Annotated in this window: 17 protein-coding genes; 12 read left to right on the forward strand and 5 right to left on the reverse strand. The window is 69.8% G+C overall.

What is annotated here, in order from left to right; genetic code table 11:
* Nucleotides 1-29 precede the first annotated feature (29 nt).
* Both T336_RS25635 and T336_RS0123170 read left to right on the forward strand, forming a co-directional pair.
* A complete protein-coding gene (locus T336_RS25635) occupies nt 30-1304 on the forward strand; it encodes an MFS transporter (RefSeq protein ID WP_035227118.1) in 1275 nt (424 codons plus the stop codon).
* Nucleotides 1305-1473: 169 nt separating this feature from the next.
* Nucleotides 1474-2280 carry an SGNH/GDSL hydrolase family protein gene (locus T336_RS0123170; protein ID WP_019702719.1) on the forward strand — a complete coding sequence of 269 codons (807 nt, stop codon included), beginning with the start codon at nt 1474-1476 and terminating at the stop codon, nt 2278-2280.
* A 12-nt stretch (nt 2281-2292) separates the two neighbouring features.
* Here the strand turns inward: T336_RS0123170 and T336_RS0123175 are convergent, their stop codons facing one another.
* On the reverse strand, nt 2293-3474 hold the full coding sequence (locus T336_RS0123175) for an OpgC domain-containing protein (RefSeq protein WP_019702718.1): 1182 nt from the start codon (nt 3472-3474) through the stop codon (nt 2293-2295).
* A gap of 195 nt (nt 3475-3669) precedes the next feature.
* On the opposite strand from T336_RS0123175, the gene T336_RS0123180 reads away from it, so the two are divergent.
* The gene (locus T336_RS0123180; RefSeq protein ID WP_026434294.1) at nt 3670-9702 is read left to right on the forward strand and encodes an Ig-like domain-containing alpha-2-macroglobulin family protein; all 6033 of its coding nucleotides are present in this window, start codon (nt 3670-3672) and stop codon (nt 9700-9702) included.
* Nucleotides 9703-9721: 19 nt separating this feature from the next.
* Here T336_RS0123180 and T336_RS0123185 read toward each other — a convergent pair whose 3' ends face one another.
* Nucleotides 9722-9958, reverse strand: a complete 237-nt coding sequence (locus T336_RS0123185) for a DUF3079 domain-containing protein (RefSeq protein ID WP_026434295.1) — start codon at nt 9956-9958, stop codon at nt 9722-9724.
* 159 nt (nt 9959-10117) lie between these two features.
* On the opposite strand from T336_RS0123185, the gene T336_RS0123190 reads away from it, so the two are divergent.
* The 6 genes from T336_RS0123190 (at nt 10118) to T336_RS0123215 (ending at nt 19691) form a co-directional block, all read left to right on the forward strand.
* A complete protein-coding gene (locus T336_RS0123190; RefSeq protein ID WP_035227121.1) occupies nt 10118-10612 on the forward strand; it encodes a nuclear transport factor 2 family protein in 495 nt (164 codons plus the stop codon).
* A gap of 200 nt (nt 10613-10812) precedes the next feature.
* Entirely contained in the window at nt 10813-12591 is a 1779-nt protein-coding gene (locus T336_RS25640) for a methyl-accepting chemotaxis protein (protein WP_035227124.1), read from the forward strand.
* Nucleotides 12592-12685: 94 nt separating this feature from the next.
* The gene (pbpC, locus tag T336_RS0123200) at nt 12686-15037 is read left to right on the forward strand and encodes a penicillin-binding protein 1C (protein WP_209436001.1); all 2352 of its coding nucleotides are present in this window, start codon (nt 12686-12688) and stop codon (nt 15035-15037) included.
* A 96-nt stretch (nt 15038-15133) separates the two neighbouring features.
* Nucleotides 15134-15994, forward strand: a complete 861-nt coding sequence (locus T336_RS0123205) for a DMT family transporter (protein WP_026434298.1) — start codon at nt 15134-15136, stop codon at nt 15992-15994.
* A gap of 362 nt (nt 15995-16356) precedes the next feature.
* Complete coding sequence (locus tag T336_RS0123210) at nt 16357-17517, forward strand: alpha-hydroxy acid oxidase (RefSeq protein ID WP_026434299.1); 1161 nt, start codon at nt 16357-16359, stop codon at nt 17515-17517.
* 257 nt (nt 17518-17774) lie between these two features.
* Nucleotides 17775-19691: a methyl-accepting chemotaxis protein gene (locus T336_RS0123215; RefSeq protein ID WP_035227127.1), complete on the forward strand. Its 1917-nt coding sequence runs from the start codon at nt 17775-17777 to the stop codon at nt 19689-19691.
* Between the two features lie 91 nt (nt 19692-19782).
* Here T336_RS0123215 and T336_RS0123220 read toward each other — a convergent pair whose 3' ends face one another.
* Complete coding sequence (locus T336_RS0123220) at nt 19783-20331, reverse strand: DUF3455 domain-containing protein (RefSeq protein WP_026434301.1); 549 nt, start codon at nt 20329-20331, stop codon at nt 19783-19785.
* Nucleotides 20332-20583: 252 nt separating this feature from the next.
* On the opposite strand from T336_RS0123220, the gene T336_RS0123225 reads away from it, so the two are divergent.
* The 3 genes from T336_RS0123225 to T336_RS0123235 all read left to right on the forward strand — a co-directional run bounded on the left by T336_RS0123225 (nt 20584) and on the right by T336_RS0123235 (nt 23433).
* Entirely contained in the window at nt 20584-21540 is a 957-nt protein-coding gene (locus T336_RS0123225; protein ID WP_019701145.1) for a DUF3034 family protein, read from the forward strand.
* Between the two features lie 22 nt (nt 21541-21562).
* Nucleotides 21563-22090, forward strand: coding sequence for a group I truncated hemoglobin (locus T336_RS0123230; protein ID WP_026434302.1), 528 nt, complete (start codon nt 21563-21565; stop codon nt 22088-22090).
* Between the two features lie 65 nt (nt 22091-22155).
* A complete protein-coding gene (locus T336_RS0123235; protein WP_026434303.1) occupies nt 22156-23433 on the forward strand; it encodes a DNA polymerase Y family protein in 1278 nt (425 codons plus the stop codon).
* A 2-nt stretch (nt 23434-23435) separates the two neighbouring features.
* Here the strand turns inward: T336_RS0123235 and T336_RS0123240 are convergent, their stop codons facing one another.
* Nucleotides 23436-24167, reverse strand: a complete 732-nt coding sequence (locus tag T336_RS0123240; RefSeq protein ID WP_019701142.1) for a hypothetical protein — start codon at nt 24165-24167, stop codon at nt 23436-23438.
* Complete coding sequence (locus tag T336_RS25645) at nt 24167-24391, reverse strand: hypothetical protein (protein WP_019701141.1); 225 nt, start codon at nt 24389-24391, stop codon at nt 24167-24169. The genes T336_RS0123240 and T336_RS25645 overlap by 1 nt, the downstream gene beginning before the upstream one ends.
* Nucleotides 24392-24414: the final 23 nt, after the last annotated feature.

The raw sequence follows: 24414 nt of genomic DNA on the forward strand, positions 1-24414 counted from the left end.
ACATTGACCTGCGTCACCTTCCGCAGTCCATGGCTTCCTCCTCCGCTCCTCCCGCTTCGTCCTCCTCCATCCCGCCGGGCAGCGCGCCGGCATCCGACTGGGTGCGCCGCGGCACGCCGGAATACCGCCGCGCCGGCCTGGCGATGTTCCTGCTGGGCCTGGCCAGCTTTTCGCTGATCTATTCGGTGCAGCCCCTGTTGCCGGCGTTCGCGTCGGATTTCGGCGTCAGCCCGGCGGAGAGTTCGCTCGCGCTGTCGCTCACCACGGGCTGGCTGGCCTTCGCCATCGTGCTGGCCGGCGCGTTCTCGCAGGCCCTCGGCCGCCGCGGGCTGATGTGCGCATCCATGGCGCTCGCGGCGCTGCTGCAGATCGGCGCGGCCCTCGCGCCCACGTGGCACGGCCTGCTCGTGGCCCGGGCGCTGGAAGGGCTGGTGCTGGGCGGCGTGCCCGCGGTGGCCATGGCGTGGCTGGCCGAGGAGATCGAGCCCGCGGCCCTTGCGCGCACCATGGGCCTCTATGTGGGCGGCACGGCCTTCGGCGGCATGGTGGGCCGCGTGGGGATGGGGCTGGTCACCGAGTTCACTTCGTGGCGCCTGGCTCTCGGCGGGCTCGGCCTGCTGTGCCTGGTCGCGGCGGCAGGCTTCCTGCGGCTGCTTCCGCCGTCGCGCCGTTTCGAGCGCCGGCCGGGCATCAACGCGCGGTTCCACCTGCGCGCGTGGGCCGGGCACCTGCGCAATCCGGGGCTGCTGCGCATCTATGCCATCGGCTTCCTGCTCACCAGCGTCTTCGTCACGGTGTTCAACTACGCCACGTTCCGGGTGTCGGGCGCGCCCTACCACCTTGGCCAGACGCAGGCGAGCCTGATCTTCCTGGCCTTCGGTTTCGGCATCGTGTCCTCGTCGGTCGCCGGCGCCCTGGCCGAGCGTTTCGGCCGGCACCGGCTGCTGGCCGCCGGGTTCGCCCTCATGCTCGCCGGCGTGGGCCTGACGCTGTTCGCGCCTCTGGCTGCCGTCGTGGCCGGCATCGCGCTGGTCACCACCGGCTTTTTCATCGGCCATGCCGTGGCGAGCGGATCCGTAGGGCCGCAGGCAGGCGAGGCCAAGGGCCATGCGGCGTCGCTCTACCTGCTCTTCTATTACCTCGGCTCCAGCGTCACCGGGTCGGTGGGCGGCTGGTTCTGGCAGCACGGCGGATGGCCGGCCGTGGCGGGCCTGACGGGCGGCATCGCGCTGGCCGGCCTGGTGGCAGCGGTGGCGCTGGGCAGGGCGGCCCGGGTACGGCCGGCGGCATGGGCCCACGGATGAGCCGACGGGCCAACACGGCGGCGCCGTCTGGCACTCGGCCGGACCGCAATGCGGAAATGCTCCAGTAATTTGTAACGTATAAGGTTCAATTTGTAAAAATTGTGTTCTGCGGGGAATGCTGCGGCGGACAATCGATCACACGCTGCTGTTTTCTCGGAGTGACCCGTCCATGTCCCTGAGCCTTTCCCGCCGTTTCCGTCCTGGCCGTGTTGCCGCGGCCGTGCTGTGCGCAGCGCTCCTGCCGGCTGGTGCCGCCTGGGCCGCGCCCACGCCGGCACCTTCGGCAGCTGCCGCGCTCCCCGCGCCCTACGCGCGCTGGCAGTCGAGCATGGACGCCTTCGCGGCGGCGGACAAGGCGGGCCTGCCGAAGGCGGGCGGCGTGCTCTTCGTCGGCAGCTCGACCATTCGCCTGTGGACCGATCTGCGCGAGGATTTCCGGCAATTGCCCGTGGTCATCAACCGCGGGTTCGGCGGCTCGACCATGGCCGACTGCCAGTACTTCGTGAAGAACCTCGTGTTGCAGTACCAGCCCCGCCATGTGATGGTGTATGCGGGCGACAACGACCTGGCGGAAGGGCGCACGCCCGAGCAGGTGCTCGAGAGCTTCCAGTCCTTCGTGCGCTCGGTGCGCGAGGCGCTGCCCGAGACGCGCATCAGCTACATCTCCATCAAGCCCAGCCCGCTGCGGTTGTCGCTGCTGCCGCGCATGCGCGAAGCCAACGCCCTGCTGGCGCAGTACGTGCGCACGGTGCCCAACAGCGATTTCATCGACATCTTCACCCCCATGCTGGATGCGCAGGGCCTGCCGCGCACCGAATTGTTCGGGGCCGACCACCTGCACATGAACGACGCGGGCTACGATCTCTGGCGCACCATCATCGGCAGCTACATAGGCGACGGCGCAGCGCCCGCGGGCGGCGCCACGGCTGCCCAGCCGGGCTCGGACGGGCTCATCCGGGCCAGCGCCCGGCCCTGAGGCCTCCCCACGCTACAGCGCCGGGGGCAGGGGCCGCCGCAGGCGCAGCAGTTTGCGGCGGGTGCCCGGCGCATCTTCGTCCGGCCCCTCGTCCCACCACAGGCTGACCCGCGCTACGGCGTGCAGGGCCGCGAAGCAGACGGCCAGCAGGGCGATGTCCTGCCACCACGGCCGGTCGTAGCGTGCTCCCATCAGGCTGATGGCGAGCAGCACCACAACGAGGTGCGCGCAGAACACCGGCAGGGAGGCCGCGCCCAGGGTTTCCAGCCAGCGCGGCCGCGGCATGCGCGCCGCCAGGGACGGCCCGAACCGGATCGCCAGCACGAGCAGTGCGAACAGGTTCAGCACCCGCAGCGGTCCCAGCTGCCACTTGTCGAACACCAGGTTCCACTCGGGCAGGCCGTCGCCGAAGGGAACCTGGCCGATCGCATGGCGCCAGCAGAAACCCACCACCGCTATGGCGGCCGCCGCCCCTGTCGCCCAGCGCGGGAAGACGAAGGGTGGTGCGTCGGGATCGTTGCGCGACGCACCCATCCACAGGCCCAGCACCCAGAGGAACTGCCAGCCCCACATCGAGAAGGTGCCCGTCTCGTGGAAGGGGATGGGATTGCTGATCACCGTATTGATGGCGTCGTAGAACCACTTCGAGAGCCCGAACTGCGCCAGGAACCAGAGCGCGATGCTCACGGCCAGCACCGGCGCCCAGCCGCGCCGCAGCCCGACCGACATCACCCAGGGGCTCGCGAGCATGAAGAGGACGTAGATGGGCAGGATGTCGAGCAGCGGGGGCTCGTACACGAGCAGCAGCCCGCCCACGAGCGCCTCGATCGGCTTGGCCAGGTAGAAGGTGATCAGGCCCTTGATGGCCGGCTCGTCCACCCGGATGCCGATGAAGGTAATCACGGTGAACAGGAAGAGCAGGGTGGCTGCCTGGCAGGCGTAGATCTTGGTGGCCCGGCGGAGGAAGGCCTGCCGCATGGCCGGGATGCCGCGGCGCGCGGCGGTGCGGCCGTACACCATGCCCGCCATGTAGGCGGACAGCAGCACGAACCCCTCGGCCGCCGAGACGAAGCCGAAGGGCTGGCCGAGCGGCATCGTGAGCCGCGTGGGCAGATGGGTGACCGTCATGAGGACCAGCATGAGTCCCCGGACGGCATCGATCTCCCAGCGGCGGGAAGTGGACGTTTCGGGCATGGAGTGGAGGGCGCTTCGAGCGCCGCGCCATTGTGCGGGCATCCCGGGGACGGGGTGTGTAGGCCGTTTACAACTCAGCGGACGGCAGCGTGCCCCGTGACCCGGCGATGGGCTAACCTCCCGGGGTTTGCCGCTCCGGCAGCCGCCGTTCGGGGGCCGCTGCATTCCTGGGCGCGCGCCATTGCTCGCACATCCATGACAACAACGACGCATTTCGTCCGCGCGGCGCTGGCCGCGTTCCTGGGCCTGGCCTCGGCCGGGGCCGCACAGGCCCTGTCCGTCTCCAGCTTTTCGCCGCAGGGCGAGGTCGCCCGCGTGCGGCAGGTGGTGGTGAAGTTCGACGCCGCGGCCGTGAATTTCGGCGATCCGAAGGCGCCCGCGCCGTTCTCCGTGGATTGCGGCGGCGATGCGTCCAGGGGCACCGGCCGCTGGACCGGCGAGCGCGAGTGGGTGTACGACTTCGCGGCGGACCTGCCGCCCGGCACGCGCTGCACGGCCACGGCCCGCCCCGGCTTCAAGTCCGCAAGCGGTTCGGCCCTGTCGGGCACGGTGCGCTACCAGTTCAATACCGGCGGCCCGTTCGTGCAGAGCGTGCGTCCCGGCACCTACCAGCCCATCGACGAAGAACAGTTTTTCCTGCTGCAGCTGAGCGGCCCGGCCACCCCGGAGAGCGTGAAGGCCAACGTCTGGTGCGTGGCCGAGGACGTGGGCGAGCGCATCCCGGTGCGCCTCATCGAAGGCACTGAGCGCGCTGCACTGCTGAATTCGCTGGGAATGGAGAGCGCGGCCAAGCAGGCACCCCTGCGCTATGCCTCGCTGGCCTGCAACCGCCGGCTCACTTCGGGCTCCAAGGTCCAGCTGGTGTACGGCCAGGGCGTGGCCACCCCCAGCGGGGTACCCAACACCGTGGAGCGCCGCTACGGCTACACCGTGCGCGAGCCCTTCAGTGCCGAGTTCGGTTGCGAGCGCGAGAACGCGCAGGCGGCCTGCCTGCCGATCCGGCCGATGCGCCTGTCGTTCAACGCGCCCGTGCCGCGCAAGCTCGCCGAGGCGATCCGGCTGAAGTCCGACAAGGAAACCCTCAAGCCGCGCCTGGATGGCGAGGGCGATGGCGACACGGTGGTCAACAGCGTGCAGTTCATGCCGCCCTTCGCGCCGCAGACCGCCATGCGGCTGGAGCTGCCCAGGGATTTCAAGGACGCTTCGGGCCGGCCGCTGCGCAATGCGGACAGCTTCCCGCTGGCCGTGTCCACGGGCCCCATGCCGCCGCTGGCCAAGTTCGCGGCCTCGCCGTTCGGCGTGGTCGAGCGCTTCGCTGAAGGCGACAAGGGGCCGGCGCTGCTGCCCGTCACCCTGCGCAATGTCGAGGCGGACCTGCGCGTGCAGGGCCTGGCGGCCGGAGCCGCCCCTGGCGCCTCCGCACCCGCGGCGGCGGCACCGGCGCCGGCACCCGCGGGCAAGGTGAGCACCTTCCAGCCCACCGCCGATGCGGACATCATCGCGTGGTACCGCCGGGTGCGCCGGTACGACGACTACCTGGTGACGCGCAGGGAGGCCAGCCGTGACGTGCGCGGCCCGCTGCCCCAGGTGCTGCAGGACGAAGGCAAGGACACGGTGCAGTCGCGCATGGTGTCGCTGCTCGGCGGCCAGCCCCGTGCCAAGGTGCTGGATTTGCCGCGCCCGGCCAGCGGCGATCCCCGTCCGTTCGAGGTGGTCGGCATCCCGCTGCCGCCGGGCTTCCACGTGGTGGAGATCGCCTCGCCGATGCTGGGCCGCTCGCTGCTGGACGAGCGCCACGGCGCAGGGCGCACGATGTACGTGCGCACCTCCGCGCTCGTGACCAACCTGGGTGTGCACTTCAAGCTGGGGCGCGAAAATGCCGCGGCCTGGGTCACCACGCTCGACAAGGGGCAGGTGGTGCCGGGCGCGGTGGTGCGCGTGTCGGGCTGCGACGGCCGTGAACTGGCCACCGCGACGACCGATGCGCAGGGCATCGCGCGCTTCGAGGGTCTGTCGCCCCAGCCGCCCTCGTGCCCGGGCCGCGACGGCCTGGAGGGCATGAATGCCTACTTCGTGAGCGCCCGCGCCCAGGGCGCCGACGGCGTGCAGGACATGGCCTTCACCTGGAGCGACTGGCAGCGCGGCATCGAGCCGTGGCGCTTCAACGTGCCCACGAGCAGCCAACCCGAGCCGGACCAGATCGCGCACACCATCTTCGACCGGACGCTGCTGCGCGCGGGCGAGACGGTGTCGATGAAGCACATCCTGCGCACGCAGAACCGCCAGGGCTTCGGCCTGCCCGATGCCCAGCCGCACACGCTGGCGATCACCCACGTGGGCAGCGGCCAGCAATTCACCCAGCCGCTGCAGTGGCGCCGCACGCCCACGGGGGGCTTGAGCGCCGAGAGCACCTTCGCGCTGCCGCCCGCCGCCAAGCTGGGCGTGTACAGCGTGGAGCTGCGCGGCGATGACGACCGCCGGGGCCACAGCTTTACCTCCGGCGAGTTCCGCGTGGAGGAGTTCCGTCTGCCCGTGCTGGAAGGCCGCATTGCGCCGGCCGACAAGAAGCCGCTGGTGCGCCCGCGTTCGGTGCCCACGGACGTGCAGGTGAACTACGTGTCCGGCGGCGGCGCGGCCAACCTGCCCGTGCGCGTGTCGGCACTGGTGCGCGGCAAGCCGCTGCAGTTTCCCGATTTCGACGCCTTCAGCTTCGAGCCGCCGCGCCGCAGGGGCGCGCAGCCCCAGGGCGGAAACAGCGGCGACGACGAGGAGCCCGCCTCTGCCGACGACGCGCGCGTGATCGCCGACAAGCTGGCCGTGACGCTCGACCGCAATGGCGCGGGCAAGGTGGCGATCGACAACATTCCCAATTCCCGCCGCGCGCAGGACCTGGTGCTCGAAGCCACGTATTCCGACCCCAACGGCGAAGTGCAGACCCTGCGCAGCACGCAGACGGTCTGGCCGGCCGCGGTGGTGGCCGGCATCAAGACCGAGGGCTGGGTGTCCGCCGCGCAGAAGATCCGCTTCCAGGCCCTGGCGCTCGGCCTGGACGGCAAGGTGCAGGAGGGCGTGCCCGTGCAGGTGCAGGCCGTGGCCCGCATCACCACCACCAGCCGCAAGCGCATGGTGGGAGGCTTCTACAGCTACGACAACAAGACCGAGACCAAGGACCTGGGCACGGTGTGCACCGGCAAGAGCGACAGCCGCGGGCTGGTGCTGTGCGAGGCCAAGCTCGACGAGGCCGGCGAAGTCGAACTGGTGGCCACCGCACGCGACAAGGACGGCAACCAGTCCGAGGCGGCCGCCTCGGTCTGGGTGACGCGGCAGGGGGAATTGTGGTTCGGCGGCGAAGACCACGACCGCATCGACCTGCTGCCCGAGAAGAAGAGCTACCAGCCCGGGGAGACCGCCCGGCTGCAGGTGCGCATGCCGTTCCGCCAGGCCACGGCACTGGTGAGCGTGGAGCGCGAGGGCATCATCGACATGCGCGTGGTGCAGCTCAATGGCCAGGATCCGACGGTGCAGCTCAAGATCGAGGAGGGCTGGGGCCCGAACGTCTACGTGAGCGTGCTGGCGCTGCGCGGACGCCTGCGCGAGGTGCCCTGGTACAGCTTCTTCACCTGGGGCTTCAAGGCACCGCGCGAGTGGTGGACCGCCTTCTGGTACGAGGGCAAGGAATACGTCGCGCCCACGGCCATGGTGGACCTGTCCAAGCCCGCCTACCGGCTGGGGCTGGCCGAGATCAAGGTGGGCGCGAAAGCGCACCGCATCGAGCTGAAGGTGACGGCCGACAAGGAGAGCTACCCGGTGCGCGGCAAGGCCCAGGTCACCATCGCCGCCACGCTGCCCGACGGCAAGCCCGCGGCGAATGCCGAGGTGGCCGTGGCCGCGGTGGACCAGGCCCTGCTGGAGCTGATGCCCAACACCAGTTGGAACCTGCTGGACGCCATGCTGCAGCGGCGCGCCTGGGGCGTGGAAACCTCCACGGCACAAATGGAGATCATCGGCCGGCGCCACTACGGCAAGAAGGCCGTGCCGGCAGGCGGCGGCGGCGGACGCGCGCAGACGCGCGAGCTGCTCGACACCCTGCTGCTCTGGCAGCCCGCGGTGCGCCTGGACGCCAACGGACGCGCGCAGGTCACGGTGCCGCTGAACGACGCCCTCACCACGTTCAAGATCGTCGCGGTGGCGGATGCGGGCACGGGCCAGTTCGGCACCGGTTCCACCAGCATCCGGGCCACGCAGGACCTGCAGATCATCAGCGGCCTGCCGCCGCTGGTGCGCGAGGACGACCAGTTCCGCGCCCAGTTCACTCTGCGCAACACCACCAAGGCGGCCATGAAGGTCGAGGTCGCCCCGCGCGCCACGCTGCTCACGCTGGACAAGCAGACGGTGGACATCCCGGCCGGCGAATCCCGCGAAGTGGCCTGGAACGTGACCGCGCCCGCGCAGCTCGCCCGCACGCGGGCCGAGGCCATCCTCTGGGAGATCGAGGCGCGCGACACCACGCCTGGCGCCGCCGGAGCGCGCGATGCGCTCAAGGCCACGCAGCGGCTCGTGCCGGCCGTGCCGCTGACGGTGCAGCAGGCCACCCTCGTGCAGGTGGACGGCAGCTTCGGCATCGACGTGAAGCCGCCCGCCGACGCCATCCCCGGCCGCGGAGGGCTGAAGATGTCGGTGCAGCCCAAGCTCGCCGAGGGCCTGCCGGGCGTGCGCGACTGGTTCGCCAACTACCCGTTCCTCTGCCTGGAGCAGAAGACCAGCAAGGCCGTGGGCCTGCGCGACGGCAAGATGTGGCAGACCGTGGTGGGGCAGCTGCCCACCTACCTGGACGGCGACGGCCTGGCCAGCTACTTCCCGCCGCAGGCCGGCAGCGGCAACCGCGGCAGCGACACGCTCACCGCCTACCTGCTCGCGGCCACGCACGAAGCCTCGTCCATCGATCCGGCCTTCGCGCTTGCGCCGGAGGTGCGCGCGCCGATGGAGCGTGGCCTGATCGCCTTCGTAGAGGGCCGCATCCAGCGCGACTTCTGGAGCCCGCGCAAGGACCTGGACATGCGCAAGCTCGCCGCGATCGAGGCGCTGTCGCGCTACGGCAAGGCCACGGGCCGCATGCTCTCGTCCATCACCGTGGCGCCCAACCAGTGGCCCACGCACAGCGTGATCGACTGGCTGAACATACTGCGGCGCGTGACCGACGCACCGCAGCGCGAGCAGCGCATGGCGGAGGCCACCCAGATCCTCAAGTCCCGCCTGTCCTACCAGGGCACCAAGCTGATCTTCAGTTCCGAGCAGGACGACTACTGGTGGTGGCTCATGCAGAACGGCGACGTGAACACGGCGCGGCTCATGCTGGCCGTGATGGACGATCCGGCCTGGAAGGACGACATGGGGCGCCTGGCCAACGGCTTCATCGCGCGGCAGCAGGGCGGGGCCTGGCACACCACCACGGCCAACCTCTGGGGCGGCCTGGCGCTGGAGAAATTCAGCGCGAAGTTCGAGGCCACGCCGGTTACCGGATTCACCCGCGCCGCGATGGGCGGCAACACCGCCAGCGTGGACTGGAGCAAGGTGGGCCGCGTCTCCACCGCCGATGCCACGGGTGCTGCGCACCAGACCACGTGGTTCGGCGCCCCCGCGTCGCCCGGCAACCTGACCAACAACGGCATGTTCCTGCCATGGAGCGCCTCGGGCGGCAAGGAGACGCTCAACGTGACCCAGCAAGGCACCGGAAAGCCCTGGCTCACGCTGCAGTCGGTGGCCGCGGTCCAGCTCAAGGAGCCGTTCTCCGCCGGCTACACGGTCAAGAAGACCATCACGCCGGTGGAGCAGGCGGTGGCCGGCCGGTACACCCGTGGTGATGTGCTGCGCGTGAAACTCGAGGTGACCTCCACCGCCGACATGACCTGGGTGGTGCTCACCGACCCGGTGCCCGGCGGCGCCACCATCCTGGGCAACGGCCTGGGGCGCGACTCCGAGATCGCGACGCAGGGCGAGAAGCGTGGCAGCGGCGGCAGCGGCTGGCTGGCCTACGAGGAGCGCAGCTTCGAGGCCTGGCGCGGCTACTACGAGTACGTGTCCAAGGGCTCGATCACGGCCGAGTACACCGTGCGGCTGAACAACGTCGGCGAGTTCGCGCTTCCGCCGACGCGGGTGGAGGCGATGTATGCGCCCGAGATGTTCGGGGAAACGCCGAACCCCCGCATGAAGGTGGACGCCGCGCGCTGACCCCGGAGTACCGGCCCCGCTATTCGTGGTTGCCGGGCGATCGCCCCGGTGCCTGGTCCGGGCCCGGCGGGGCCTCGCCGGCCGGAGGCACGCCTGCAGGCGACCATGCGAGCCAATCCTCGCCGAACAACTCCGCGGGGTGCGGCGTGCGCTCCGAGCCATTGCCGCACGCCAGGGCCTCGGCCGGGCAGTAGCGGTCGCAGCCCCAGCAGATGCGTTCCGGGCGGGCGGGATGTTGGGGAAATTTCCGGGCCATGGTCGATGGGTGGGAACAGGGACAGTCTGCGCCCCTGGCCGCAACGTGGCTTGCGCTGCGTCAACCCGACACACCTGCTGACATGGCTTGCAGGCACCGACTTTCCGCCAGAAGGAATATTCCGTATAACCCGGCCGTTTCAACCCGACAGGAGATGAGATGACCGTGAAACTGCTGCTCTCCCGCGCCGTGCTGGCCTGCGCGGCCGCCGTGTGCCTTTCCGCCCATGCCCAGGTGCCCGTGGCGGAAGAACCGAACCACGACAAACTGCTGTGGTCCCACAACCCGGTCCTCGCGCACAACAAGCGGCTGGTGTACGACTTCTGGCGGGAAGTGTTCGAGTCCGGCCAGGTGGAACTGGCCGACCGCTACATGAGGGAGGACTACATCCAGCACAACCCGCTGGTGGCCACGGGCCGCGAGCCCTTCAAGCAATTCCTGGCGCAGGTCACGCCGCGCTCGCCCATACAGCCCCGTGTGAAGGCCCCGCTGGTGCGCATCCTCGCCGAGGGTGACATGGTCACCCTGGTGTTCGCCCGCCGCCTGCCGGATCCGCAGAACGCGGGGCAGACCTACACGACCACGTGGTTCGACATGTTCCGCATCCAGGACGGGCAGATCGCCGAACACTGGGACGCCGCCACGAAGAACTGAAGAAGGGCCATCGGCGTACGTCCTCTGTGCGTCCTAACGCGACAGTGACGTACGCCGAATGCCTACAAATCGCGTTAATTTGTAACTTTAGTATCCCGATCGTGCTCCCATGACGGATGTTGGCCACGGATGTCGCGTGGCGAGGGCCGGGGCCGGCCCTCCCTCATGGCGCGGCGTTCCTGCACGAAAGCGGTACTCCCATGAACATCTCACATTGGCCCCTGGGCCGACGGCTCGCCCTGGCATTCGGCGGCGTCATCGCAATCTTCCTGGTGGTGATCGGCGTGGCCATCCAGAGCCAGAACCACATCAAGACCGCCACCAGCATGAACATCCACACCTACAAGGTGCTGGAGGAGGCCCAGCGGATGCTGCTGGGCGTGGTCAACATGGAAACCGGCGCCCGCGGCTATCTGCTGTCGGGCAGCACTGCCTTCCTCGGCCCGTGGAACCAGGGGCGAGAGACTTTCGACTCCGCCTGGCAATCGCTGCGCACGCTCACCGCGGACAACCCGGAGCAACAGAAGCGGCTCGACGTGCTGCGTGCCCGCCAGGCGGACTTCGCCGCGGTGATGCAGTCGCTGCAGGACATGCGCCGCGACGTGGATGCCGGCAAGGTCCCGATGGAGGCTTTCGTCGGCGAATTCGGAAAGGCACGCGACAAGGCCGCGATGGACGGCTTCCGGAACATGCAGGCCGAGTTCTCCAAGGCCGAACGCGACCTGCTCGATGTACGCCAGGCCGAGGCGGAAGACGCCCGTGCCACGGCCCTGGCGGTGGAGGTCGGCGGCACCGCGCTGGCCGTGGTGGTGGCCGTGCTGCTCGGCCTGTGGGTGACCCGCTCCATCACCCGCCCCATCGCCCGGGCGGTGGACGTGGCCCGGGCCGTCGCCGCGGGAGACCTGACCCAGCGCATCGAGATCCATGCGCGGGACGAAGTCGGCCTGCTGCTGGAGAGCCTGCGCGACATGAATACGGCGCTGGCCACGGTCGTGTCCCGCGTGCGCCAGGGGAGCGAATCGGTCGCCTCGGCCAGCATGCAGATCGCGCAGGGCAATTCCGACCTGTCGTCCCGTACGGAGAGCCAGGCCAGCGCGCTGGAGGAAACCGCTGCCTCCATGGAGGAACTGGGCTCCACGGTGGCGCAGAACGCGGACAACGCGCGCCAGGCCAACCAGCTGGCGCAGGCCTCGAGCGGCGTGGCGGAGCAGGGCGGCACCGTGGTGGCGCAGGTCGTGGACACCATGAAAGGCATTTCGGAGAGCTCGCGGCGCATCTCCGACATCATCAACGTCATCGACGGCATTGCCTTCCAGACCAACATCCTGGCCCTGAATGCCGCGGTGGAGGCCGCGCGTGCCGGTGAGCAGGGCCGTGGTTTCGCCGTGGTGGCGGGCGAGGTGCGCAGCCTGGCGCAGCGCAGCGCCGGCGCGGCCAAGGAAATCAAGGAGCTCATCACCGCCAGCGTCGAGCGGGTGGAAAGCGGCGCGCAACTGGCCGACCGGGCCGGCAGCACCATGACCGAGGTGGTGGGCAGCATCCGCCGCGTGACCGACATCATGGGCGAGATCAGCGCGGCGAGCAGCGAGCAGAGCGCAGGCGTCGCACAGGTGGGCGAGGCCGTCACCCAGATGGACCAGACCACGCAGCAGAACGCTGCACTGGTCGAGGAGATGGCCGCCGCCGCCTCCAGCCTGCGTTCCCAGGCGCAGGACCTCGTGCAGGCCGTCAGCGTGTTCCGGCTGGCATCGGATGCCCCGCAGGCGGCGGTGGCCGTGGCACCTTCCGTGGCGGCGGCGCCCGCGGTGCCTGTCGCGGCGGCGGCCCGCCCCGCCGTGCCTGCCCGCAAGCCGTCTCCGGCGAAGGTGCGCGCGCCCGCCCGCACGCCCGCGCTGCGACCCGCAGCCGCCACGGCAGGCCTCATGGCGGCCCCCGCCATGGCAGTCCATGGCGCGCCAGGCGACTGGGAGTCGTTCTGACCGGCTTCCCGCGGCGGTGGTCCGCCGCTGCGCCAGAATCGGGGTCTTCCAGCCCTCTTCGCGCCGCCGTGGTGCTTCCCCCGGCGGCTTTCCCATGCCTTTCCTCGCTTTCCTGCGCCACCGGGCGCGCCGTCCCGGCACTGAAGCACTGACCGTCCTGCCGCTGTGCCTCGCGCTCTGGGCGCCGCTGTCCGCAAGCGCGCTGCCGGCCTACGCCGAGGTGCGCGCGGACTACCGCTCGTCCGAAACCCTGGTGCTCTCGCGCGAAGGCGAGGTGGTGCAGCGGCTGCGGACCGACGCCACCGTGCGGCGCGGCCAGTGGACGGGGCTGGACGACATATCGCCCGCGCTGCGGGAGGCGCTGGTGCTCAGCGAGGACCGGCGTTTCTACGAACACAGCGGCGTGGACTGGCGTGCCGTGTCGGCCGCTGCCTGGGGCAATCTTTGGAACCAGCGCACGCGCGGCGCCTCCACCCTGACCATGCAGCTCGCGGGCCTGCTGGACGGCGACTGGCGGCAGGGGCCCGGCGGCCGGTCGGTGGCCCAGAAACTCGGGCAGACCGTGGCCGCGCAGGTGCTGGAACGGCGCTGGCGCAAGGACCAGATCCTGGAGGCCTACCTCAACCTCGTGCCGTTCCGGGGCGAACTGGTGGGCATTGATGCACTGTCCCGCACGCTGTTCGGCAAGGCGCCGCATGGGCTGGACGACCGCGAAGCGGCGGTCGCCGCGGCGCTGGTGCGGGCCCCGAACGCCCGGCCCGCCCTCGTGGCGCAGCGTGCCTGCGGCGTGCTGCGCGCCATGGCCGCGCCCCCTGCGGGTGGCGGTGGGTCTGCTGGTCCGGCCGCCGACTGCGATGCGCTGGACCTGTTCACCACGGCCGCACTGCAGCGCCGGGACTACGCGGCCAGCGAAGGCCTGGCGCCGCATTTCGCGCGCCAGCTGCTCGCCCGCATGCCGGGGCCGGCCCCGGTGTCCGTGGTGTCCAGCCTCAGCGCGCCGCTGCAGCGCGTGGCCGTGCAGTCGCTGCACCAGCATCTGCGCGAACTGCACGGCCGCAACGTGGAGGACGGCGCCGTGGTCGTGCTCGACAACGCCACCGGCGAGGTACTGGCGTGGGTGGGGTCGTCCGGCCTGCTGAGCCAGGCGGGCGAAGTGGACGGGGTGCTGGCCGCGCGCCAGCCGGGATCCACGCTCAAGCCCTTCCTCTACGCCCAGGCGATCGCGCAGCGCCGCGTCACCGCCGCGTCGCTGATCGAGGATTCGCCCGCCTACATCCCCACCGCTTCGGGGCTCTACATCCCGCAGAACTACGACCGGCAGTTCAAGGGCTGGGTGTCCGTGCGCACTGCCCTGGCTGCCTCGCTCAACGTGCCGGCGGTGCGGACCATCGCGATGGTCACCCCGGATGCGTTCTTCCGCCAGTTGCTGGCGCTGGGCCTGCCGCTGCGGGAGACGGGCGACTACTACGGCTACAGCCTTGCGCTGGGCAGCGCCGAAATGCCCCTGCTCCACCTGGCCAATGCCTACCGCGCGCTCGCCAACGGCGGGCGGACCGGTCCCGTCGTGTTCCGTCCTGCTCCTGCAGCCGCCCGGCGCACCGGCGCTCGGCAGGCCCCGGCCGCAGCGGCGGAAGCACCGCCTGCGGTCGATCCGCGCGCGGCCTTCATCGTGGGCGACATCCTCTCGGACGGCAATGCGCGCGCGCGCACCTTCGGCACCGACAGCGTGCTGGCCACGCGGTTCTGGACCGCCGTGAAGACCGGCACCAGCAAGGACATGCGCGACAACTGGGCGCTGGGGTGGTCGCAGCGCTACACGGTGGGTGTCTGGGTGGGGAATGCCGGCGGCGCGCCCATGCACGACGTGAGCGGCACCAGCGGCGCGGCGCCCGTGTGGGCCGAGATCATGGGCTGGCTGCACGGGCGGGGCGTGCGCAGCCGTGCGCCCGAGCCGCCGCCCGGGCTGGTCCGCGCCGCCGTGCGCTTCGGCCCCGAGCCGGGCGGCACGCGCCTGCTGGAAAGCGCGCGCCAGGAATGGTTCCTCGCCGGCACGCAGCAACCGCTCTTCGCCGTGGATGCCGGCTCCGGCGCCATCCAGCGGGGCCGCGGGGCTCCGGAACGGGCGGCCGGCGAAGGCGGTGCACCGGACGGCCTGCAGGCCCCGCGGCCGCGCATCGTGTCGCCCGCCCCGGGCACCATCGTGGCGCTGGATCCCGACATCCCTCCCGCCCATCAGCGCCTGCAGTTCGCGGCGGCGGGCGGTGGCGTGCCGGCGAATCTGCGTTGGCGCATCGATGGCCAGGTGCAGGGCCGGGGGGCGGAATGGGCCTGGTTGCCCTGGCCCGGGCGCCACCGGGTGGAGCTGGTGGAGGCGGGGGGGCAGGTGGTGGACGAGATCCGCATCGAGGTGCGCGGAGCGGGCGTGGTGAAAGGGCCCCGCCCCTGAAGTGAATCTTGCGGTGGTGGCCCGCGCGTGGCGAGTGGGCGGGCCCGCCCGGCCCCGGTTCCAGGGATACTGCTTGCCCTTGAGGAAGGACCCGGCATGCATGCCATCGCTCCGCTGCTTTTCGTCGTGATCTGGTCCACCGGTTTCCTGGTGGGGCGGGGGGTGTCCGCGCATGCCGATCCGTTCTGGTTCCTGGCCGCGCGGTTCGTGGGCGTGGCCATCCTGTTCGGCGCCGCGGCCTGGTGGGCGCGCGTCGAGTGGCCGCGCGGGCCGCGCCGCATCGCCCTGCATCTCGCCGCGGGGGCGCTCATGAACGGCCTCTACGTGGGACCCAGCTGGTGGGCCATGTCGCGCGGCCTGCCGGCCGGGGTGATGGCGCTCATCGGCGCGCTGCAGCCGCTGTTCACGGCCCTCATCGCGGTGGCCGTGCTGCATCGCCGGCTGGGGCCGTCCACCTGGGCGGGGCTGGCGCTGGGTTTCGGTGGAGTGGCCATGGTGCTGTGGCCGCGGCTGTCGGCCAGCGCCGGGGTGGCCGCGCTCCCGCTGCCGGTGCTGCTGGCCGCCGCGGGCAGCATCCTCGCGCTCACCGTGGGGTCCATGGTGCAGAAATCGCCGCTCGCGGCAGGTGACCTGCGCAGCGCCAGCGCGGTGCAGAACTTGGGTTCCATCGCGGTGCTGACCCTGATGGCGTCGATTCTGGGGCAGCCGCGCTGGGACGGCTCGCCGCTGCTGTGGGGCTATCTCGCCTACTCGGTGCTGGTGCTGTCGATCGGCGGGGCCACGCTGCTGATCTGGCTCATGCGCCATGGCGAGGCGACGCGCACGGCGGCACTGGTGCTCGCGGTGCCGCCGCTCTCGGCACTGCAGGCGTGGGCCATCTTCGGGGAAACGCTCACGGCACTGCAAGTGGTCGGCTTTGCCATCGCCATCGCGGGCGTGGCACTGGCGCGAAGGTAGGGCGTCAGGGGTTGTCCTGGCAGTCCACGCCTGCGAGGATGGCAAGGCCGGTGAGGGTGGTGAGCGTCTTTTTCGCTCAATGGATGGGTTTCATGTCGTGATGGCTGTGTGTGGACGGGGCGGTGGCGTGAAAAGCCCGGGTACCCCTCGTGGCCCTCCACAAAGACAATCTAAGGCCGGACGCCCCGCGTCCCCGTATGCGATACGAAGTCCCGGCCGGTGATGCGAAGCGTGCAAACGCTTCAAGTCCGGGAAAGGCTTCAGGCCCTTTTGGCAGGCACCGCCGGTACGATGCCCCTGCGCACGTGCCTTCCCGGGCCGGAGCCGGCCGCATGGCAGAACAATGACCAGGAGCACCCACCGTGACCCCACTGTCCCGCATCACCTGCATCGAAGACTTGCGCACCGTCGCCCGCCGGCGCGTGCCGCGCATGTTCTACGACTACGCCGACTCAGGCTCTTACACCGAAAGCACCTACCGCGCCAATTCCGAGGATTTCCAGAAGATCAAGCTGCGCCAGCGCGTGGCCGTGAACATGGAGAACCGCACCACCCGCACGACGATGGCGGGCCAGGACGTGGCCATGCCCGTGGCGATCGCGCCCACGGGGCTGACCGGCATGCAGCATGCGGACGGCGAAATCCTCGGCGCACGCGCGGCGCGGGCTTTCGGCGTGCCGTTCACGCTGTCCACGATGAGCATCTGCTCCATCGAGGATGTGGCGGAACACGCCGGGCCGGGCTTCTGGTTCCAGGTTTATGTGATGCGCGACCGCGATTTCGTCGAACGCCTCATCGACCGCGCCAGGGCCGCCGGCGTGTCGGCGCTGCAGGTAACGCTCGACCTGCAGATCCTCGGACAGCGCCACAAGGACATCAGGAACGGGCTGTCCACGCCGCCGCGTCCCACCCTGGCCAACCTGCTCGACCTGGCGACCAAGCCGCGCTGGTGCCTGGGCATGCTGGGCACGAAGCGGCGCAGCTTCGGCAACATCGTGGGCCATGCCAAGGGGGTGGGCGATCTTTCGTCGCTGTCGTCGTGGACGGCCGAGCAGTTCGATCCCCGGCTCAACTGGCGCGACATCGAGTGGATCAAGAAGCGCTGGGGCGGCAAGCTCATCCTCAAGGGCATCATGGATGCGGACGACGCGCGTCTCGCGGTGGAGACGGGCGCGGACGCGATCGTGGTCAGCAACCACGGTGGAAGGCAGCTCGACGGAGCCCCGTCGTCCATCCATGCGCTGCCTCCCATCGTCGATGCCGTGGGGCGGGACATCGAGGTGTGGATGGATGGAGGCATCCGCGGCGGGCAGGACGTGCTCAAGGCCTGGGCACTGGGTGCACGCGGGACGCTGATCGGGCGCAGCTTCCTGTATGGGCTCGGCGCCTTCGGCGAGGCCGGCGTCACCCGGGCGCTGCAGATCATCCACAAGGAACTGGACATCACCATGGCCTTCTGCGGCCATACCGACATCCACCGGGTGGACCGGTCCATCCTGCTGCCGGGCACGCTGCCCGGCTGAATGGAAGGGATTGGCGTTGCCAATGGAGATTGGAGTAGTTGAAAAAATAATTAATAAGAAACAATTTGTATCTTGTTAATTTCCGCATTTTTGGGTCGAGTTGTTGGCCTACAGCATTTTTTTGAGGAAAACGCTTAAAATTGGTGCATAAGCGCTCCGTTATGGGCGCTTTTCACTTTTCTGGGGAGTTCGATTCCACGTTCCCCCATTTTTGCCGCCTATGGCAAAAGTGCAGTCAATTACCAAAAGTTTCAAAAATGAACCACTGGATCGGCAATCTGAAGTTCTCGCGCAAGTTCGTGCTGATCGGCTGCATCGCCTTCGCGATGTTCCTGCTGCCCACTGCCTTGCTGATGCGCGGCACCCTCGCCGATATCCAGACGGCCCTGCAGGAACGCAGGGGCCTCGCCCCTGCACGGGAACTGCTCAAGCTGCTGCAGCTGACGCAGCAGCACCGGGGGCTGTCCGCCTCCATGCTCGGAGGGACCGAATCGGCGGCCGCGCCGCGGCAGGCCAAGCAGGCGGAGGTGGAGGCTTCCTTCGGCCGCGCGAAGCAGGCGCTCGCGGGGCTGGGCGACAGCACCCTGGGCCAGCGGCTCGACAGCATCCAGGGCGACTGGAACACGCTGGCTTCCGGCGTGGCGGGCAAGACCTTGCGCGGCGCGGACAGCAACCGGCTGCACGTGGCGCTCATCGAGCGGATGCTCGGTCTCATCGACGACGTGGCCAACAGCTCCGGACTCGCCCGCGACACCGACATCCGCACCCACTACCTGCAGAAGGCTGTGCTCGGGCAGCTGCCACAGCTGACGGAGTCGCTGGGCCAGATGCGGGCGCGCGGCGCGCTGGTGCTGGCGCGTGGCGAAGTGGCCCCCGAAGAGCGGGCACGCATCGAGTCCCTCTCCGACCGCGTGCGCAAGTACTACGGCGATGCCCGCAAGGCGCTCGAACTGGCGGCCGGCGGCAGCCTGCCCCCTGCCGTGGAAAAGGCCCGGGACGCCGCGCTGGCCGCGGCCCAGGAAGGGTTCAAGCTGGCCGACGACAACATCGTGAAGGCCGACGTGCTGAGCATGCCGTCCACCGACTGGGTCGCGCGCATGACCCGCATCATCGACACCCAGTTCGAGCTGGTGGGCGCGTCCTTCGACGTGCTGGAGCAATCGCTGGACAACCAGATCGCGCAGATGCGCCAGGGCATGCTGGTGCTGGGGCTCGTGCTGGCGGCACTGGCGGCGGCGGCCCTCTGCATCATGGCCATGGTCACCCGCGCCACCACGCGTTCCATCGGCGAGGCCGTGCGGATCGCCGAGGCCGTGGCGGACGGCGACCTGACCGCGCAGGTCGAGCCCCAGGGCCGCGACGAGGTGGCCCGGTTGCTGCACGCGCTCGCCGCCATGACCCGCAAGCTCGGCACCGTGGTGGGCACGGTGCGGCTCAATGCCGAGAACGTGGCCAGCGCCAGCGTGCAGATCGCGCAGGGCAACTCCGACCTGAGCCAGCGCACCGAAAGCCAGGCCAGCTCACTGGAGGAGACGGCCGCGTCCATGGAAGAGCTGGGTTCCACCGTCCGGCAGAACGCGGACAACGCGCGGCAGGCGGACCAGCTCGCGCGCAGCGCGGCCGGCGTGGCCGCGCAGGGCGGTACCGTGGTCCAGCAGGTGGTGGAAACGATGCGCGGCATCCATACCAGCTCGGCGCGCATCGGCGACATCATCGGCGTGATCGACGGCATCGCGTTCCAGACCAACATCCTGGCGCTGAACGCGGCCGTGGAGGCGGCCCGTGCGGGTGAGCAGGGCCGGGGTTTCGCGGTGGTCGCGGGCGAGGTGCGCAGCCTTGCGCAACGCAGCGCCAGCGCCGCCAAGGAGATCAAGGAACTGATCACTGCCAGCGTCGCCCAGGTGCAGAGCGGCACTGCGCTGGTGGACCAGGCCGGCACCACCATGACCGAGATCGTGGATTCGATCCGCAAGGTGAGCGACATCGTGGGCGAGATCACTTCCGCCACCGTAGAGCAGAGCGAGGGCGTGGCCCAGGTGGGCGAGGCCGTGAGCCAGATGGACAACGCCACCCAGCAGAACGCGGCGCTGGTGGAGGAAAGTGCCGCGGCCGCCAGCAGCCTCAAGTCGCAGGCTCAGCAGCTGGTCGATACCGTGGCCATGTTCCGGCTCTGAACGCCGGCGCCTGATCCTCCGTGCGTCAAAAGGCCCCGGTGCCGCGAGGCCCGGGGCCTTTCTGCATCCGGCCGCACCGGGCCGGTGCGCTTCAGGCGGCGCGCCAGAAGATGTAGTCGGCCTGGTACTTCACGATCTGCTTCTGCCCGGCATTGCCCGCCGCGCAAGGCATGGCCGGCGCCACGCCGCCCTGGGTGGCCACGCGCTGGATGTAGGCCACGCCCTGCATCGCCCCCATGCCCGTGGCGGGGTTCGCCTTCACCAACTGCAGCGGGATGTTGCCCGTGCCGGCGGGCGCCACGGCCACCTGCGTGGCGGTCACCTTGGAACCGTCGCTGCTTTCCCAGGTGGCGGGCGGGCCCCAGTAGCGCCCCACCGTCGCGCCCTTGCGATCATGAAGCTTCGCGTCCGGGCCGACGAACGCCCATTCGAAGTCGCCCGGCATGTCCTTCTTTGCGCGGCATTCGTACGTGATTTCTCCCTTGCCCACGGTTTCCAGGGCCACCTTGTGGCCGGCGGGCACCTGCACCGCTGCGGGCAGGGAGGCCTGGGAGAACGCGGCCATGGGGGCGCTGCCCATGTGGCTGCAGGCCGCCAGGCCCAGGGTGGCGACGATCGCGAGGGGAAGATGGATTCGCATGGGAACACTCCTTGGTGGTGATGGGAAAGGGCAGGGGCGCGGCGGGATGCGCGCACTGGAAGGGCCTGCGGGCCGGACGGCTTTCCCGGGCTGGAGTTCTGGTTTTTGGAAAGCTGCCTTCTTTACGTCGGGCCCGTGCGAATGGATTCACTACCTCGGGATTCCCCGTAGTGCCCAGTGACGGCAAGGGCGGATCCGGGGTACCGCGCCAGCGGGGGCGCTGGCATACTGCGGCTCCAGGAGGTGGGTCCCATGAGGTTTCGTCGCAGGCTTGCGATACGGACATTCCGCGCGCCCGTGCTGGCCATGCTCGGCATGGCGTTGTCCGCCCCCGGCGGTGCGGAAACAGGCAAGCTGCCGCTCACCGGCGGCGTGAGCTCCATCTCCGGGGCCGCGGGCGGAGGGCTCACGCCCTGGGCCGTGATCGGCACCAACGCGACGGAAGGCGAGATCGGCGTGAGTGCCTTCGCCACGCGGCTGCGCACGCGGGACTACGGCCTGACCAGCTCGGGGCTCGCACTCGGCCTGTACGACCGGGTGGAGCTGTCCGTGGCGCGCCAGGATTTCGGCGCGGCGCCCGCCTCCGCGCTCAACGCGGTTGCGCCGTTCGGCGTGGAGCCCGACCTGCACCTCAAGATGGACATCATCGGCGCCAAGGTGCGGCTGGTGGGCGACGCCATCCTCGACACCGATTCACCCATGCCGCAGATTTCCGTGGGGGTGGAGCACAAGCGGCTGCATCCGGCATCGGCCGGCAGCGTGATCCAGTTCCTGGGTGCCGACACCGAGGGCACGGATGTCTATGTGAGCGCCACCAAGCTGCTGCTCGACCGCAACCTGCTGGTGCACGCCACGCTGCGCTCCACCAACGCCAACCAGAACGGCCTGCTGGGCTTCGGGGGGCGCGGGCCAGGCAAGTCGGGGCGCTCGCTGCAGCCGGAGTTCTCCGTGGCGTACCTGCTGCGCCGCGACCTGGCGGTGGGCGCGGAATGGCGCTTCAAGCCCGACAACCTGCGGGCGCTGGGCCGCGCCGCGGGGCTGGGCGATGCGTTGCGCGAGGACGACTGGCGCGACATCTTCGTGGTCTGGGCGCCCGGCAAGCATCTCTCGATCACGCTGGCCTATGTCGATCTGGGCCGCGTCGTGCCCGGCGTGACCGCCTACCGGCGCCAGCGCGGCGCCTACCTGTCGCTGCAGGCGGCCTACTGAGATGCGCGGCAGGAGCCACCCCATGATCCTCCTCCGGTACGCCCTGGCCGCTGGCTCGGCCCTCCTCGCCTGCGGCGGCCTGCCGGGCACGATGGCGCCGGCCCATGCGCAGGACGCGCCGCCCACCCAGGCTCCCCTGATCCCGCCGCCGGTCCCGCGCCAGCCGGTCGATACCTCGGTATTGCCGGCACCCCCCGGCCTCTACGAAGCGCTGGGCGGGCGCGAGCGCATCGCCCGCGTGGTGGACCGGCTCATCGACGCCGCCATCGTCCATCCGCAGATCGGCCCGGTCTTCAAGGGGGTCCGCCCGCGCGCGCTCAAGGACAGCATCGCCGCGCAGCTGTGCGTGGTGACCGGCGGCCCCTGCGAATACGAAGGCGTCAGCATGAAGGATGCCCATGCCGACCTGCGCATCCGCAGGAGCGATTTCAACGTGCTGGTCGAACTGCTGCAGGCCGCCATGGATGCCGAGGGCATTCCCTTCACGCAGCAGAGCCGGTTGCTGGCGCTCCTGGCGCCGATGCACCGCGACATCATCACCGTCCGTTGAACGAATGCCCGGGCCGCGGCGGGGCACCCCGCGGTGTGCAGCAGGTGCCGGGCAGGCGCGGCACAATGCGTTCCGTGAGCGCTTCCCCTGACACGTCCGCGCAGCCGCAGGCCGCGGCCCCTTCCGCCGGCGCGGCGGCGGCGCCCCTGCCGCGCCGCATCGCGCACCTGGACATGGATGCCTTCTATGCCTCGGTCGAACTGCTGCGCTATCCGCAGCTCAAGGGCCTGCCCGCTGTCATCGGCGGCGGCCGCCGGAACGAGGACGAGGCACTCGCGAGGGCTTATGCCGGCCGCGAATCCGAGATCCCCGTGGAGGCCTTCCCGCTGCTGCGCGACTACGTGGGCCGGGGCGTCATCACCACCGCCACTTACCCGGCCCGGCAGTTCGGCGTGGGCTCGGCCATGGGCCTGATGAAGGCGGCGCGGCTGTGTCCGCAGGCCATCCTGCTGCCGGTGGATTTCGCGTCCTACCGGCGCTTTTCGCGGATGTTCAAGGACGTGATCCTCTCCATCGCCCCCGTCATGGAAGACCGCGGTGTGGACGAGGTGTACATCGACTTCACCGCGGTGCCCGGCGGCCAGCGCGAGGGCGGGCGGGTGCTCGCGCGGCTCATCCAGAAGAGCATCCTCGACGCCACGGGCCTGACCTGCTCGATCGGCGTCGCGCCCAACAAGCTCATCGCCAAGATGGCGAGCGAATTCAACAAGCCCAACGGCATCTCGATCGTGCACGAAGGCGACCTGCAGGATGCGATCTGGCCGCTGGCCTGCCGCAAGATCAACGGCATCGGGCCGAAGGCGGACGCGAAGCTGCAGTCGTACGGCATCCACACCATCGGCGACCTCGCGGCGCGCCCGCGCGACTGGCTGGTGCGCACTTTCGGCAAGGCGTACGGCGCCTGGCTGCACGAGGCCGCCTGGGGCCGCGACGACCGGGCCGTGGTGACCGAAAGCGAGCCCGTCTCCATGAGCCGCGAGACCACGTTCGACCGCGACCTGCACGCCGTGCGCGACCGCGTGGAACTCGGCCGCATCTTCACCGACCTGTGCGAGCGCGTGGCCGATGACCTGCGCCGCAAGGGCTATGTCGGCAAGACCATCGGCATCAAGCTGCGCTACGACGACTTCAAGATCGCCACGCGCGACCAGACCATCGCCACCTATACGCAGGACGCCGCCGCCATCCGGCGCGCGGCGGGCGAATGCCTCAAGCGCGTGCCGCTGGACAAGCGGCTGCGGCTGCTGGGTGTGCGCGTGGGCAATCTGCTGACGGATGAGGAAGCACGCGAGGCCGAGGCGGCGGCCCGCGTGCCCGAGACGGGGCGTCTCTTCGACGATTGACGCTATTTCGTGGTTCGCCGAGGCTTTGCCGCAGTCCGTTGTCTCCCGGCTTCCTCCAGGCGCCTCCTGGCCTCTGCCAGTTCCGTGTCGCCCATGAGCTTGTCGCCCGGAACCAGGAACCATCCTTTGATGCAGGCCAGATCCTGTACGGCAATCTGGATATGGGTGTCCGCGCAAATCGAACTGCCCGCGGAAACCAGTCCACCTTGCTCGAAAGCACCCCGGGCTGCCTGGTACGGCGCGGAAGCGACGATGGCGGTCGTGTCCTGGTTTCGAAGGGCCTGGTCGTGCAGCATTTTGCGAAACGCATGCACCATATCGCAGGCGGCTTTGTCGAACGCGCGGTGCAGGAGATCCTCGTCACCGTCAAATGCCGCCTTGTTGACCGGCGGTGGCGTACCTTTTGCGGCACTCCCGCTGACAACGGCCTGGGCGGCGTGCGTGAAATCTTCAATGCCGGCCTGGGTCGTCAGGTCGAGCCAGCGGTCGACCTCCAGGACTGCGCCGACCACGGCAGGTGTCGCAATCGGTTTGCGTGTGAGCAGCAGGTGGGGATGGTCGTGGGAGAACTTTGCCAGTTTCAAGGCGCGCGTCCAGTCGCCTTCGAAAAAATACAGTCCGTCGCCCAGCCAGTCGTAGAGGTTGCTGGAGATTCTCGGCCTGATTTCGCCACGGACGAACCCGTCGCGGGTCGTGATGTCGCATCCATGGTAGGCCAGGACGATCCGACCCATCAGCGGTACTTTTTCGCGAGCTTTCCGTCCTCGTTCACGATGCCGGCAGCCTGCATGAGCGCAGCCGCTTCAGCTCCCGAAAGGGCGGGAAACCTGAAGTCGGAGCCGCCAGCTCTCAGAACGCGCTTGACGGCCGTACCTATCTTGGGCTGGAGGTCGGCATCCACCGACGGCGTGTGCTTGCGTACACGGCGTTCTGCGGAGGGGTTGACAGCGCTTGTCATCCGGAAAGTGTGCCACAGCTGAA

The sequence above is a fragment of the Paracidovorax oryzae ATCC 19882 genome, from assembly GCF_000687165.1.
GTDB classification, from domain to species: Bacteria; Pseudomonadota; Gammaproteobacteria; order Burkholderiales; family Burkholderiaceae_C; genus Paracidovorax; species Paracidovorax oryzae.

What these genes read in the sequence shown, in the direction of transcription:
- T336_RS0123240 (WP_019701142.1), bottom strand. Translation starts at nt 24,167, where the DNA reads ATGGGTCGGATCGTCCTGGCCTACCATGGATGCGACATCACGACCCGC.
- T336_RS0123190 (WP_035227121.1), top strand. Translation starts at nt 10,118, where the DNA reads ATGACCGTGAAACTGCTGCTCTCCCGCGCCGTGCTGGCCTGCGCGGCC.
- T336_RS0123230 (WP_026434302.1), top strand. Translation starts at nt 21,563, where the DNA reads ATGATCCTCCTCCGGTACGCCCTGGCCGCTGGCTCGGCCCTCCTCGCC.
- T336_RS0123175 (WP_019702718.1), bottom strand. Translation starts at nt 3,474, where the DNA reads ATGCCCGAAACGTCCACTTCCCGCCGCTGGGAGATCGATGCCGTCCGG.
- T336_RS25640 (WP_035227124.1), top strand. Translation starts at nt 10,813, where the DNA reads ATGAACATCTCACATTGGCCCCTGGGCCGACGGCTCGCCCTGGCATTC.
- T336_RS25645 (WP_019701141.1), bottom strand. Translation starts at nt 24,391, where the DNA reads ATGACAAGCGCTGTCAACCCCTCCGCAGAACGCCGTGTACGCAAGCAC.
- T336_RS0123235 (WP_026434303.1), top strand. Translation starts at nt 22,156, where the DNA reads ATGCGTTCCGTGAGCGCTTCCCCTGACACGTCCGCGCAGCCGCAGGCC.
- T336_RS0123170 (WP_019702719.1), top strand. Translation starts at nt 1,474, where the DNA reads ATGTCCCTGAGCCTTTCCCGCCGTTTCCGTCCTGGCCGTGTTGCCGCG.
- T336_RS0123180 (WP_026434294.1), top strand. Translation starts at nt 3,670, where the DNA reads ATGACAACAACGACGCATTTCGTCCGCGCGGCGCTGGCCGCGTTCCTG.
- T336_RS0123225 (WP_019701145.1), top strand. Translation starts at nt 20,584, where the DNA reads ATGAGGTTTCGTCGCAGGCTTGCGATACGGACATTCCGCGCGCCCGTG.
- T336_RS0123185 (WP_026434295.1), bottom strand. Translation starts at nt 9,958, where the DNA reads ATGGCCCGGAAATTTCCCCAACATCCCGCCCGCCCGGAACGCATCTGC.
- pbpC (WP_209436001.1), top strand. Translation starts at nt 12,686, where the DNA reads ATGCCTTTCCTCGCTTTCCTGCGCCACCGGGCGCGCCGTCCCGGCACT.
- T336_RS0123205 (WP_026434298.1), top strand. Translation starts at nt 15,134, where the DNA reads ATGCATGCCATCGCTCCGCTGCTTTTCGTCGTGATCTGGTCCACCGGT.
- T336_RS0123220 (WP_026434301.1), bottom strand. Translation starts at nt 20,331, where the DNA reads ATGCGAATCCATCTTCCCCTCGCGATCGTCGCCACCCTGGGCCTGGCG.
- T336_RS25635 (WP_035227118.1), top strand. Translation starts at nt 30, where the DNA reads ATGGCTTCCTCCTCCGCTCCTCCCGCTTCGTCCTCCTCCATCCCGCCG.
- T336_RS0123215 (WP_035227127.1), top strand. Translation starts at nt 17,775, where the DNA reads ATGAACCACTGGATCGGCAATCTGAAGTTCTCGCGCAAGTTCGTGCTG.